This is a genomic window from Pseudomonas sp. SG-MS2 (genome assembly GCF_009933855.1).
Lineage (GTDB): Bacteria > Pseudomonadota > Gammaproteobacteria > Pseudomonadales > Pseudomonadaceae > Aquipseudomonas > Aquipseudomonas putida_E.
In genome coordinates this window covers 45,538-58,073 of record NZ_MOMO01000244.1, presented here as the reverse complement: position 1 = coordinate 58,073, position 12,536 = coordinate 45,538, and the positions used below count along the sequence as shown (strand labels likewise).

Below are 12,536 nucleotides of genomic sequence, written 5' to 3'. Positions count from 1 at the left end.
TTGGATAGCGCTTGAGTCCACCATGGACAAAACGGCTATCTGCCAAATCAAGTACCCACGCCCGGCTCAAGATGAACATCGAAAACTACAAGGCAATCGCCGACAGCATCGCGCTGCTGCTCTTCCCCCACGCCGAAGTGATCGTCCACGAGGTACAAAGTCAGACGGTCGTGCACATCGCCAATAATTTTTCCAAACGCAAGATTGGCGATGACTCGGCACTGGACCTGGAGCTGGGCGATTTTCGCAACGCCGCCAAGCTCGGCCCTTACGAAAAGCTCAACTGGAACGGCCAAAAGATCCGCTCCATTACCACGGTGCTTTACAACCAGAACGGTGAAGCCGAACACCTGCTTTGCATCAACCTGAATTTCTCGGTACTGGAACAGGCACGCGAGGCGCTGGATGCGTTTTTCCAGATAAGCCGCCTGGTGCCGCAGCCCGATGCGCTGTTCAAGGATGACTGGCAGGAACGCATCAATACCTTCCTGCACGCTTGGCTGAAGGAGCGCAACTTGTCGCTGCGAACGCTGAAGATGAAAGAAAAGCGCGCGTTGGTGGAGGCGCTGCATACCGAAGGGGCATTCGAGGGGCGCAGCGGGGCGGACTATGTCGCCAATGTGCTGAGCATGGGCCGAGCGACTGTTTACAAGTACCTCAAGGAACTGAGGGACCACCCCGCCTGAATGAATGGTCAGCGCTTGTCGTTTATGGATATTGAGTCTATTGTGGAACGCAAATCCACGAATGGACACTGCCACGATGCCTGCCGATGCCACGAACCTGTCTTCCCTCTACCAAGCGATCGCTGATGCACACCAGGCACTGCGCCCTGAGGTGAATGTCACCCCGCTCAATTTCAGCGTCGGGCTTTCGGCAATGACCGAATGCAGCGTGTATCTGAAATGCGAGCACCTGCAACACACAGGTTCGTTCAAATTCCGCGGTGCCAGTAACAAGCTTCGCCTGCTGCCAGCCGAGCAGCGCAAACTGGGCGTCATCACGGCCTCCTCCGGCAACCATGGGCAAGCGCTTGCGCTTGCTGGCAAGGTGATGGGAGTGCCAGTCACCGTTTACACCACCACTTCGGCGTCTGCCTACAAGCTGGGTGCAATTCGCGCGCTCGGCGCCGAAGTGGTAAGCCTCGACCTGGACCCTTTGGGTGTGGAACTGGAAGCGGCGCGCCAGGCTGCCCTCCAAGGCAAGCCTTTTGTATCGCCTTACAACGACCTTGAAGTGATCGCCGGCCAAGGCACCATCGGGATGGAGCTCTTTGAACAGGCACCGGACCTGGACGCAGTGTTCGTGGCGGTCGGCGGCGGCGGCATGGTTTCGGGTATCGGCGCGGCACTGCGGGCTCTCAACCCGGGCATCGAAATCATTGGCTGCTGGCCGGCGAATGCCCCTACCCTGCAGCGCTCGCTCGAAGCCGGGGAAATCATCGACATGCAAGAGCAAGACACGATCTCCGACGGTACAGCCGGTGGGGTCGAGCCAGGCTGCATCACCTTCCCCCTTTGCCAGACGCTGCTGTCGCGCACCGTGCTGGTCAGCGAAGAAGAGATAAAGGCGGCGATGCGCGATGTCGCCAACCATGAGCGCTGGATCATCGAGGGTGCTGCCGGTGTGGCGGTGGCCGGCATGCAGAAGATGGCCAAGGCATACCGCGGCAAGCGCGTCGCGGTCGTCATTTGCGGTCGCAACATCGTGCTCGATAAATTCCTCGAGGCTGTTCAATGAAAGTGTTCAGCAAGCAACAGATCACCGCCCGGCTCGATATGGAGCTGGCAGTGCAATGCCTGGAGCAAGGTTTCATCGCGTTCTCCCAAGGCAAGGTCCAGGTGCCACCGGTACAGGCATTCGCTTTCCCCCAGGCCAACGGTGACTGCTGTATCAAGTCAGCGCATGTCGAGGGTAGCGACACGTTCACGGTGAAGCTGTCGACCGGCTTTTACGACAATCCATCAAAGGGGCTGCCAAGCAACGATGGCTTGATGCTGGTGGCCTCGGCCAGTACCGGGCAACCCCTTGCCTTGTTGCAGGATGAGGGCTGGCTGACCTGCATCCGCACTGCGCTGGCCGGGCGCATCGCCGCCCGCCTGCTGGCCCCTGCCACCGTGAAAGCGATTGGTATTCTGGGCACCGGCACCCAGGCGCGCATGCAGCTGGAGCAACTGGGTGCAGTCACCCCCTGCCGCAGCGTGGTGGTGTGGGGGCGCGGTGATGCTGAACTGGCTGCCTACAAAGCCTTCGCCAACGGCCTGGGTTATGAGGTGCGGGTAACGCGTAACGCCGAAGAGGTTGCACGCGCCGCCAACCTGATCGTCTGCGCAACACCTTCACGTGAGCCGCTGTTGCAGCGTGAATGGCTGCAACCTGGCACCCATATCACCGCCGTTGGCGCCGATGCGCCTGGCAAGCAGGAGCTCGACCCCGCGCTGGTTGCACGGGCCGACCTTATCATCGTCGACTCCCTCTACCAGTGCAGCCAGTACGGCGAAGTCTCCCATGCGCTGAAGGCCGGCCTGATCAAGGAGCAGCAACTGGCCGAGCTTGGTGCCCTGCTTGAGGGCCGCGCCACCGGCCGTGAGCATGACGAACAGATCACGCTGGCCGACCTGACCGGGGTCGCCGTGCAGGACGCGCAGATCTCAAGCTGCGTGTTGGCGTCCCTCACCGCGGGTTGACGTACGTAGCCGATCCCGGTCAATCATGGCTCCGTCACCTGGGCCTTCCTGGAGGCCGGCTTGAGCGAGGATTTCTTCTCTTGCACCACGATGTAGAACTCCTCGCCGTGCTTGACGGCGCCGTACAGCACCGCCTTTTCGATCAGCTCGCTGCCGCGCAGGTGGCGTAGCATCATAGGGTCCTTGCGCAGGTCACGGTACAGCGCCAGGCACAGCAGCACCATGATCACCACAAACGGCAAGGCCACGACGATGGTCAGGTTCTGCAGGCCTGTAAGCGCCTCCCCGGGGTTACCGGGGTCACCCAGCGCGAGCATGATGGCCGCGACGGTGCCGGTCAGTGCCCCCCAGAAAATCACTGTCGCGCGGGACGGTTGCGTGGTGCCGTGTTCGGACAAGGTACCCATCACCAGCGATGCCGCATCTGCCCCAGAGACGAAGAAAATTGCCACCAGGATCATGACCAGCACCGAAGTGGCCCAAGCCCAGGGGTAGCTGTCGAGCAACTGATACAGGGCATGGTTGCTGTTCACTGCACCGTCGATGAGAGCGAAGCTGCCTTCGCGCAGTGCATCGATGCCGGCGCCGCCGAAAACGCTGAACCACACCAGGCTGACCAGGCCTGGCACCAGCAACACACCGCTGACGAACTGGCGGATGCTGCGCCCGCGGCTGATGCGAGCGATGAACATGCCGACAAAGGGCGTCCAGGAAATCCACCATGCCCAGTAGAACACGGTCCAGCCGGCCAGCCAGCTGTCCATCGCATCACCGCCACTGGCGCTGGTACGCGCCATCATCTCGGGCAGTAACTTGATGTAGACCCCGATCGATGTTGGCAACAGGTTGAGCATCAACAGCGTCGGCCCTACCAGGAAGACGAACAGCGCCAGTGCCAAGGCCAGCACCATGTTGGTATTGGACAGCCACTGAATACCTTTGCCGATGCCGGACACGGCCGAAGCGACGAAGGCAATGGTCAGCAAGGTGATGATGGCGATGTAGAACAGCTTGCCCGGGTGATCGATCCAGCCGTTGTATTCCAGCCCACCCGCAATCTGCAGGGCGCCGAGCCCCAGCGAAGCCGCTGAACCGAACAGGGTGGCGAAGATGGCCATCATGTCGATCACCCGCCCGACAGGGCCGTTGGCATGCTTGCCGATCAAGGGCCGGAACGCGGTGGAAATCAACTGCGAGCGGCCACGGCGGAACGTGCCATAAGCGATTGCCAGGCCGACGATGGCGTACATCGCCCAAGGGTGCAGCGACCAGTGGAACAGCGTGGTCGCCATCGCCACCTGCAGTGCCTCATCGGATTGGCCAGCGGCAGTGCCGGGCGGTGGTGAAACGTAGTGTGACAGCGGTTCGGCGACGCCGAAGAACATCAGGCCGATGCCCATGCCCGCGCTGAACATCATGGCAACCCAGGAGACCGTGCGAAATTCCGGTGCTTCGCCGTCGCGCCCCAGCGGGATTCTGCCGTAGCGGCTGGCAGCCAGCCACAGCACGAAGATGACGAACACGGTAGAGGTCAGGACGAAAAACCAGCCGAAGTTGACGATGACCCAGGATTGCGCAGAGGTAGCGCTCGCGGCGAGGCTGGCTTGGTTGACAACACCCCAGGTGATGAAGGCGATCGCCAGCAGGCTGGTGACGCCGAACACCGCCCAGTCGAGCTTGCCTTCAAGGTGGCGGTCCTGCCTGGCCTCAGCAGTCTTGGACGGGTCGGTGACGCCGAGCGGCGGTGTTTCAACGTTCTCTTGCGTTGCCATCGATGGGCCCTTTTCAGTTTTGCTGCAGGCTTTTGTTGTTGTAATTGCTAGCGATGCCTGCGCAATAACCGGGGCGGCCGCGCTGAAGGCCCCGTGATTATCCTGTGACCGAAACAGTAGCCCCTATTCCAGGACCGTCCTGGCACATCCTCTGAACGACCTGCCGGTCACATTGTGCCGGCCCCGATTGAACCGGCACAAAACCTGAATTGGCTCAGGCAGCCCCATCCAGCCCCATCTGCCAGAAGTCGGCCTCCAGCCGCGAAGCCTGGCCAAAAATTGCCGCCAGTTCCACGAACCGTTGCTCGGTCATGCTGCGCGCTGCCAGTTCATCAAGGTGCTTGCGTGCTGCGGATGCCACGCTCTGGTAACCCTCGCCGGCGTATTCGCCAATCCACTCACGGTAAGGGTGATCACTCAGGTCACCGATGTGCGCAGCCAGCGTGCGGCCGATTTCGGCGTAGCCGATCACGCAGGGCGCCAACGCCACATGCAGTTCGAGCAGGTCACCGGCGGCGCCGCAATCAAGCACGTAACGGGTGTAGGCGACCGTGGCCTGGTGCTCCGGCGCGGCCTCGATATCGGCCTGCGACAACCCCCAGCGGGCGCACAGGCGCAGGTGCAGTTCGGTTTCGTCGAGGATGGCAGCCAGGCCAGCCTGAGCCGCGCGGATGTCGGCCGGCAGCCTGCTTTTATAAGCGGCAAGCGCCCAGGCACGGGCGAACTGGATGAGGAACAGGTAGTCCTGCACCAGGTAAGTCCGGAACGCGTCTTCGCTCAAAGTGCCCTCACCCATCTGCCGAACGAAGGCGTGGTCTACATAGCTCGACCACTGGGGCGCAGTGGCGGCCTTCAGGCGCTCGAAGATATCCATGCTCAGGCCTCCTGATCGTAGATGGCGTCGAAGAAGGCCAGCTCAAGCGCCACGGTGCGCTGGTAGAAGTCACTGGCCAGTGCCGGCTCCTGCGGGCCGACGCGGTCCAGTTCGGCCTGGAGGAAGGCGACGAAGTCCTGGAATGCCGCGTTGTCATGCAGGGTGATCCACTCGGCGTGGACGAAGTTGTCCGGCATTGGTTTTGGTGCCTTCAGCGCCCAATCCAGATACAGGCCTTCGGCAACGTTGAGCACTGCCAGCGCCGCCGCATAGGAACGGGTCGCTGCGGCTTCGCGCAGGATGGCCTTGAAGCCTGCGGTCGGCACGGTGTCCTTGGGTTCGGCGCGCTGCTGCGGGCTTACATCCAGCGCCTGGAAGGCACGCAGGAAATAGGTGTTTTCATCGCTACTGATCATCCCGGCAAAACGGCCGAAACGCAGGCGTGCCTCGAAGGTATCGGCAGTGGCGATGGCGGCGCCGAGCAAGGTCAGGAAGCTGTCGAGAAAACGGTGGTCCTGTACCAGGTAGCGGACCATGACCGGGTCCGCCACACTGCCGTTGCACAGTTCAGTGACGAAGCGGTGGCCGACTGCAGCCGACCAGGTCGCCTCGTTCTGGCGGCGCAAAGTTTGGGAAAAACGTTCGGTCATGATGCTGCACTCCATAGGGTGACAGCGAGGCCGTTACGGTGGGGCATGGAGCGGCCTCGCAGTGAGGCCGGCAAAAAGGCAGGTCGGCAGTCCCATCCCTTCGCCGGCATGATCCGGATCAGGTTCTAAGGGTCACCGCGCTGCAATGCCAGCGGTTTCTCAGCCCGTTGCCGGGCTCCCCTTGGTGGTGAGCAGGTATACCGCACCTTCAAGGGCATTGTCACGAGGCAAAACGCCTGGGCTGGAGCCATTCTGGCTCGCACAGTCAGGCCGGATGGCTTGGCTGCAAACGCCAACGCGCAACAGGGAAAATCATAGAGGCCAATAGCCACCAGTCATTAGCCTGTCATTTTACTGTCGTATTTTCGGGCTTCACCCAGGGTCGGGAATACCAGTCGTGATACGCCGTTTTCTCTCGTCAGCAGGCCTTCTGCGCCTTTTGATCCTGATGCTCTGCGCAGCCACCCTGACCTTTCTCTGGGGGTTGCACTTCAGCCAGAAGACCGCCGCACGCCAGGATGCGCTGACGGCCAAGGCGGCCGAGCACCAGAACCTCGCCAACATTGTCGCTGAAAGCCTGCGCCAACTGGTCGATCGTGCCCAGGCCGTAGGCCGTGTCACCCAGGACGACATGAAAATGATGCGCCAAGGCAGCCTGAGCCTGGCCCGGGTGCTGGCCGAAGACCCGGTATTCAAACGGATGAGCCTGTATGACAGGCACGGTCAATTGTTGTCGGCGAGCCATACCGATGAAGCTCCCCACCTGCCGGAAGAGTGGTTGCAGCAGCTGAAGCTGCACGTCGCGCATTACGGCTTCAAACCCTTCCTGCCACGCGTCGAACCGGGCTTCACCCCGCCCGCCATGCCGAGCTGGCGCCTGCCCTTCCTCTTGCCGCTGCCCAATGTACCAGGCCGAGAAATCGACAACATTCTGGTAGTGCAGCTCGACATTGGCTATCTCGCCGTGCTGTTCCAGCACATCGACCTGGGCGATACCGGGCTGATGCGCCTGCAGCAGGACGATGGCCAGGAACGCTTGCGTATCGATACCAGCGGTGTGGTCGTGGCCGGCGACGATTTCGAACCCGGCCTGCCAGCACCGGGCAGCGAGACGGGCCGGCTGGTGCAATTTGCCGCAGGCCACTCGTATCAGAGCCTTTACCGCCGTATCGACGAGCGCGGTTTCAGCATCATCGTCAGCCAGCGCATCGACGAAATCCTCGCGGCCTCTGCCCTGGCGTATTCGCGCCAGTTCTGGCTGAACCTGAGCATGACCCTGATGATCCTTGCCAGCCTGGCCTGGACCTTGCGCCTGCTGCGCAAGCGCCAGGAAGCCTTCAGTGCCCTTGAGCACGCACAACAGGTCAACCAGCAACTGATCGGGCGCCTGGAAGACGAACACCGGCGTAGCAGCCATGCAGCCGCCACCGACCATCTCAGCGGGTTGCATAACCGCCGCCAGTTCGTCGAAATAGCAGGCCTTGCACTGACCCACCAACGTGGCAAGCGCCGGCTGATGGCGATCCTGTTCATCGACATGGACCGTTTCAAGTCGATCAACGATTCGCTCGGCCACAAGATCGGCGACTTGCTGCTGCAGGCCGTGGCCGGGCGCATCCAGCGCCTGCTTGAGCCTGGTGATGAGGCCTCGCGCTTCGGGGGAGACGAATTCGTGGTGCTGCTGGCCGGTGAGCGCAGCGAGGAGCAGATCAATGTTTGGGTACGCGAACTGGTGCTGAAACTGTCGGCTACCTACGCCCTCGATGGCCAGGAAGTCAATACCAGCCCCAGCGTGGGCGTCAGCATCTGCCCGCGCGACGGTCAGGACATCGACAGCCTGATCCGCTGTGCCGATGCGGCCATGTATTCGGCCAAGCAGGCCGGGCGCGCCCAGTACCGCTTCTTCGACCCATCGTTGAACCTCTCCGACATCCAGGCCTTTGCCCTGGAACAGGCTTTTGGCTGCGCCTTGACCGAGCGCCAGTTCGTGCTGCACTACCAGCCGCAGATTCGCCTGGATACCCAGCGCGTGCTGGGGTACGAAGCCTTGGTACGCTGGGAGCACCCGGAATTCGGCCTGCTCTACCCGGACCGTTTCATAGACCTGGCCGAGCGCAGTGGCTTCATCATCGAACTGGGCTGGGAAGTATTGCGCCTGGCCTGCGAAGAACTGGCGCGCTGGGATGCTCACGGTCGCGATAACCGCCTTGCGGTGAATGTGTCGGCATTGCAGTTGCGCCAAGCCGATTTCAGTACCCGCCTGCTGGCCAAGCTGAAGCTCTACGGCATCGCCCCGCAACAATTGGAGCTGGAGATAACCGAGACCACCATTCTCGACCCTGAAGGAACTGCTGTCGGTCACCTGCACCGTTTGCGCGCAGCAGGTCTGGGCATCAGCCTTGACGATTTTGGCCGCGGCTACGCCGGCTTCGCTCACCTGCAATCACTGCCACTGAGCAAGCTCAAGATAGACCGCTCGCTGATCGCACCGTTGTCCAACAGCTACGACGACAGCCCGTTCGTCTCATCAACCATCATTCTGGCCAAGCGCTTGGGCCTGGAGGTTGTCGCAGAAGGCGTAGAAACCCGCGAACAGGTGGTGTGCCTGAAACTCGCCGGCTGCGATATCGCCCAGGGCTACCACTTCAGCCGACCGTTGTCGCCGGCCCAACTGCGCGACTACCCACCCTTCAACAACAGGGAGGAAAAGCCATGCGTGCTCTGACGGCCCTCGCCGGCCTGTTGTTTGCCCAGTTGCTGGCAACCAGCGTGCTGGCCGACTGTACGCCCCACAGCTTGCGCCTGGCCGTCATTCCGATCAAAAGCAGCGAAGACATGATGCGCGAGCATCAAGTGTTGCTGCAACGACTGAGCCACGCAGCGGGGGTGCCGGTGGAACTGGTGATCGCCGCGTCCTACGAAAGCGTGGTCGATGCCATCGTTTCCGGCGGTGCCGACATCGCCCGCCTCGGTCCTGCGTCCTATTTGCTTGCCCAACGCCGCGACCCACGTATAGAACCCTTTGCCACCTTCACCTTGAGTGGCGGGCCTTACACCGCTGCAGGCAGCCATTACCAGGCACTGCTGCTGACCCGCGCCGGCAGCCTTGAGGGGATCGAGCCTTTGCGGGGCAAGCGCGTGGCCCTCAGCGACCCGGCCAGCACCTCAGGCAGCCTGGTGCCCAGCGTCGAATTTGCAGGCCAGGTGGGGGCGCCATTGCAACAGTTCTTTGGCTCGCTGGTGTATGCCGGTACTCATGACAAAGCGCTGGACGCGTTGCTGCAGGGCCGTGTCGATGCCGCGTTCGTTGCAAGCGAGCGGGCCGATGCCTATCTGGCCCGGCATGGGTTGGCACCAGACAGGCTCACGGTGCAGTGGCGGTCGCAGCCGATCTACTACGACCCATACGTGTTCAGGGCCCGCCTGTGCCCGGCCCTGAAAAGCCGAATCCGCAAGGCGATGCTGGATGACCCCGAAGCCCTGGCGGCCTTCGTTACCGCCCAGGGTGCCAGTGGGCTGGTGCCGGTGAGCCAGGCCCAGTACGCGCCGCTGCGCCAGATGATGGATGCCGCGATACCGCGCTGAGTCAGAGGACAGATCAGTCATTAGGGTTTATTGTGTCGGCAACACACGCTGACACCCCCTCACATGACCGACATCGAGCGCTACGTCCGCGCCGCCACCCGTGACAACACCCGGCGCAGTTATCAGGCTGCCATCGAGCATTTCGAAGCCCACTGGGGCGGGTTTCTCCCGGCCACTGCCGACAGCATTGCCCGCTACCTGGCCGATCACGCCGGGCAGCATGCGGTCAGCACCCTGCGCCAGCGCCTTGCGGCCCTCAGCCAATGGCACATCAGCCAAGGTTTTCCCGACCCGACCAAGGCACCGCTGGTACGCCAGGTACTGCGCGGTATCCGCACCTTGCACCCGACGCCGCCGAAACAGGCCGCACCGCTGCTGTTGCAGCACTTGCAGACGGCTGTCGAGCATTTTGAAGAAGAGGCCAGGCTGGCCCACGAGCAGCATGACCTGCCAGCACTGCGCCGCGCCCGGCGTGACACTGCACTGTTGCTGCTGGGCTTCTGGCGTGGGTTTCGCGGTGACGAACTGGCGCGCCTGCGCGTGGAGCACATCAAGGCCGAAGCCGGCGTGGGTATCAGCCTGTTCCTGCCGCGCAGCAAAGGTGACCGTGAAGCGCTCGGCGTACAGCACCGCACCCCGGCACTCAAGGCGCTGTGCCCGGTCGCAGCCTACCTGCAGTGGCTCGAAGTGGCGGGCATTGCCCACGGCCCGGTGTTTCGCAAGCTCGACCGCTGGGGCAACCTGAGCGACACAGCGCTCAACAGCAACAGCCTGGTCGGCCTGTTGCGGCGCATGCTCGAACGGGCCGGCGTGCCGGCGGCGCTGTACACCGGCCACTCCCTGCGCCGCGGTTTTGCCACCTGGGCCACGGCCAACGGCTGGGAGTTGAAGTCGCTGATGAGTTACGTGGGCTGGAAGGATGCCAAATCGGCGTTGCGCTATATCGACTCGGCTCAGCGTTTTGGCGAGCTGGCCGTATTACCGGCCAGCCAGGGGCAAGTGCTCATTCCTTGAACGCATAGCGGGGAATGCCGCCCACTTCCGGGCGAATCGCATACAGGTCGCCAGCGTCCGGGTAGTGGCGCAGTTCAGTCGGCGACATGCCGACCCGTGCGGTGGTGATGTACAGCGTACTCATACCATCGCCACCGAAACAGCAACTGGTAGGGCGCGGCACCGGCATCACCACCTGTTCGGTCAAATGGCCGTCGCGGTCATAGCGCAGCAGGCAGCTGCCATTGAACTGACACACCCATAACCCGCCTTCACGATCCAGCGCGATACCGTCAGGGCGCCCCAGTTCGGCAGGCGTCTCGGCGAACAGGCTGACCTGCTCCAGGCGCCCTTCGGGCAGATACTCGGCGCGGTAGATCGAGCGTGCAGCGGAGTCGACGAAGAACACGGTCTGGCCATCGGCCGACCAAGCAATGCCATTGGGCAGCGCCATGCCGTCATGGATCACCACATCGTGCAGTTCGCCGTCGAAACGCAGCAGCGCACCGGTCTTGCCACTTGGCCCCTCATCCATCAGCCCGGTGACGAAGCGCCCCTGCGGGTCGCAGGTACCGTCGTTGAAGCGGTAACTCGGGCGGTGATGCACCGGCGCCGAGTACTGGCGCACCTTGCAAGACGACATATCCAGAATGGCAACGCTGGCATCTTCGGTGAAGATCAGGTTGCCCTGGTCGGTCAGTGCCAAGGCACCGATACGTGCAGCGGATTCATAGAGGTTCTCGACCTCGCCATCCGGTAGCAGCCGGTGAATCCGCCCGCCGGTGATATCGACGAAATACAACGCGCCCGTGCGCGCATCCCACACAGGGCTTTCACCCAGGTCGGCACGGGTGTTGGCGACCTTGGTCGGCACGTAGTGACATTCCTTGATGAGGCTCCAGCGTTCGGCCACTTCGCCCAGGCTGGAAGCCTCTACCCGCGCCAGGTCACGCGGGTAGCTCACCCCGCTGTTCTCGCTGAAACGCGTGGCGGTGAACTGGCCATTGCTGGCACGCAGGATGTACCCGGTATCCCGGCAAAGCGGGCTGGCCAGGTACAGAACACCTGGTGTCACCCATTGCGGCTTGAGCTCTTCCGGCGGCTGGGTCACGCCCCACATCCGGGTTTTGGCCACCGGCGAGACCGCATTGACCAGGATGCCGTGTTCCAGCCCTTCCATGCTCAAGGCGTTCATGATGCCCACCTGGGCCATCTTGCCCGCCGAGTAGGCGACCAGGCCTGGCTGGGCATAGCGTTGATACATGGCGCGGTCCGAGGTGGTGAGGACTATGCGTGGTGCCTCGGCTTGCTTGAGGTGCTTCCAGGCATGCTTGGCGAGCCACACCGGGGCGTGCACGCTGATGCCCAGTGCGCGATCGAGAAACGCCTGTTCCTGTGTCTCGATGCCTTGGTAATCGACCCAACCGGCGTTGTGGATGAGAATATCCAGCGCGCCGAAATGCGCGATGGCCAGTTCCACCAGTTCGCGGCATTCTTCTTCGTTTTCCAGGTGGCCGACATGAGCGACCACATCGAAACCCTGGCCCCGCAGGGTTTCGAGTGCGACGCTGACCGCCGCCGGGTTCTGACCTTCGCCCGAGCGGTCAGTGCCCAGGTCGCTGATGACTACCCGCGCTCCCCGCGCGGCCAGCGCCATGGCGTAATCCAGGCCCAGGCCCTGGGCGGCACCGGTGACGATGGCGACTTTATCTTTGAATGGGTCTGTGCTTGGCATTGTAGAGCCCTTCCGATTCTCCTTTTTTACGATAACAATAAAAAAATCAATGACTTAATATTAAAAGCATGCAACTTTGATATCTGCTGGATATCACCTGAGACCCGCCACCTTCCGATGCACCCCGACCGGCAATGTCAAGCCCGGATGAGCCGTTTACAGCAGAGGCTTTGTCGCCGCGATGCCACGCACTATCATGGCCGCCTTGCAGGGTCGGCCGCCGGAGAACGCTTTCCCGGC

At 62.3% G+C, this 12,536-nt stretch carries 10 protein-coding genes, 1 pseudogene and 1 riboswitch; of the genes and pseudogenes, 6 read left to right on the top strand and 5 right to left on the bottom strand.

Features of this window, described 5'->3' with window-relative positions:
• The first annotated feature begins 71 nt into the window (after positions 1-71).
• The 3 genes from BLX42_RS23080 (at position 72) to BLX42_RS23070 (ending at position 2,687) form a co-directional block, all read left to right on the top strand.
• Positions 72-686: a transcriptional regulator gene (locus BLX42_RS23080; RefSeq protein WP_046786185.1), complete on the top strand. Its 615-nt coding sequence runs from the start codon at positions 72-74 to the stop codon at positions 684-686.
• Between the two features lie 61 nt (positions 687-747).
• Entirely contained in the window at positions 748-1,740 is a 993-nt protein-coding gene (locus BLX42_RS23075) for a threonine/serine dehydratase (protein WP_223255109.1), read from the top strand.
• Positions 1,737-2,687 (top strand): ornithine cyclodeaminase family protein, encoded by a 951-nt coding sequence (locus tag BLX42_RS23070; RefSeq protein WP_161872743.1) that lies wholly within the window; start codon positions 1,737-1,739, stop codon positions 2,685-2,687. The genes BLX42_RS23075 and BLX42_RS23070 overlap by 4 nt, the downstream gene beginning before the upstream one ends.
• Before the next feature lie 23 nt (positions 2,688-2,710).
• On the opposite strand, the gene BLX42_RS23065 is transcribed toward BLX42_RS23070, so the two are convergent.
• From BLX42_RS23065 to BLX42_RS23055, 3 genes are all read right to left on the bottom strand, one after another.
• A complete protein-coding gene (locus BLX42_RS23065) occupies positions 2,711-4,459 on the bottom strand; it encodes a BCCT family transporter (protein ID WP_115274773.1) in 1,749 nt (582 codons plus the stop codon).
• A 214-nt stretch (positions 4,460-4,673) separates the two neighbouring features.
• On the bottom strand, positions 4,674-5,333 hold the full coding sequence (gene tenA / locus BLX42_RS23060) for a thiaminase II (RefSeq protein WP_046786182.1): 660 nt from the start codon (positions 5,331-5,333) through the stop codon (positions 4,674-4,676).
• Positions 5,334-5,335: 2 nt separating this feature from the next.
• Positions 5,336-5,983 carry a TenA family protein gene (locus BLX42_RS23055; RefSeq protein WP_161872742.1) on the bottom strand — a complete coding sequence of 216 codons (648 nt, stop codon included), beginning with the start codon at positions 5,981-5,983 and terminating at the stop codon, positions 5,336-5,338.
• A 78-nt stretch (positions 5,984-6,061) separates the two neighbouring features.
• Positions 6,062-6,175, bottom strand: a riboswitch (TPP riboswitch).
• Between the two features lie 205 nt (positions 6,176-6,380).
• Between BLX42_RS23055 and BLX42_RS23050 the strand changes: the two genes are divergently transcribed.
• The 3 genes from BLX42_RS23050 (at position 6,381) to BLX42_RS23040 (ending at position 10,582) form a co-directional block, all read left to right on the top strand.
• The gene (locus tag BLX42_RS23050; RefSeq protein WP_161872741.1) at positions 6,381-8,708 is read left to right on the top strand and encodes an EAL domain-containing protein; all 2,328 of its coding nucleotides are present in this window, start codon (positions 6,381-6,383) and stop codon (positions 8,706-8,708) included.
• On the top strand, positions 8,696-9,568 hold the full coding sequence (locus tag BLX42_RS23045) for a phosphate/phosphite/phosphonate ABC transporter substrate-binding protein (protein ID WP_161872740.1): 873 nt from the start codon (positions 8,696-8,698) through the stop codon (positions 9,566-9,568). The genes BLX42_RS23050 and BLX42_RS23045 overlap by 13 nt, the downstream gene beginning before the upstream one ends.
• A gap of 63 nt (positions 9,569-9,631) precedes the next feature.
• Positions 9,632-10,582 (top strand): site-specific integrase, encoded by a 951-nt coding sequence (locus BLX42_RS23040; protein ID WP_161872739.1) that lies wholly within the window; start codon positions 9,632-9,634, stop codon positions 10,580-10,582.
• On the opposite strand, the gene BLX42_RS27000 is transcribed toward BLX42_RS23040, so the two are convergent.
• Both BLX42_RS27000 and BLX42_RS26995 read right to left on the bottom strand, forming a co-directional pair.
• Positions 10,572-11,681: an SMP-30/gluconolactonase/LRE family protein gene (locus BLX42_RS27000; protein ID WP_371316877.1), complete on the bottom strand. Its 1,110-nt coding sequence runs from the start codon at positions 11,679-11,681 to the stop codon at positions 10,572-10,574. The genes BLX42_RS23040 and BLX42_RS27000 overlap by 11 nt on opposite strands.
• Positions 11,676-12,296, bottom strand: a pseudogene (locus BLX42_RS26995) (SDR family NAD(P)-dependent oxidoreductase); the annotation flags it as partial. The gene BLX42_RS27000 and the pseudogene BLX42_RS26995, both read right to left, overlap by 6 nt.
• Positions 12,297-12,536: the final 240 nt, after the last annotated feature.

Bases quoted from the DNA above. Each gene is read 5' to 3' on its own strand.
- BLX42_RS23045 (WP_161872740.1), top strand. From the start codon at position 8,696: ATGCGTGCTCTGACGGCCCTCGCCGGCCTGTTGTTTGCCCAGTTGCTG.
- BLX42_RS23055 (WP_161872742.1), bottom strand. From the start codon at position 5,983: ATGACCGAACGTTTTTCCCAAACTTTGCGCCGCCAGAACGAGGCGACC.
- tenA (WP_046786182.1), bottom strand. From the start codon at position 5,333: ATGGATATCTTCGAGCGCCTGAAGGCCGCCACTGCGCCCCAGTGGTCG.
- BLX42_RS23075 (WP_223255109.1), top strand. From the start codon at position 748: ATGGACACTGCCACGATGCCTGCCGATGCCACGAACCTGTCTTCCCTC.
- BLX42_RS23065 (WP_115274773.1), bottom strand. From the start codon at position 4,459: ATGGCAACGCAAGAGAACGTTGAAACACCGCCGCTCGGCGTCACCGAC.
- BLX42_RS23080 (WP_046786185.1), top strand. From the start codon at position 72: ATGAACATCGAAAACTACAAGGCAATCGCCGACAGCATCGCGCTGCTG.
- BLX42_RS23070 (WP_161872743.1), top strand. From the start codon at position 1,737: ATGAAAGTGTTCAGCAAGCAACAGATCACCGCCCGGCTCGATATGGAG.
- BLX42_RS27000 (WP_371316877.1), bottom strand. From the start codon at position 11,681: ATGTGGGGCGTGACCCAGCCGCCGGAAGAGCTCAAGCCGCAATGGGTG.
- BLX42_RS23040 (WP_161872739.1), top strand. From the start codon at position 9,632: ATGACCGACATCGAGCGCTACGTCCGCGCCGCCACCCGTGACAACACC.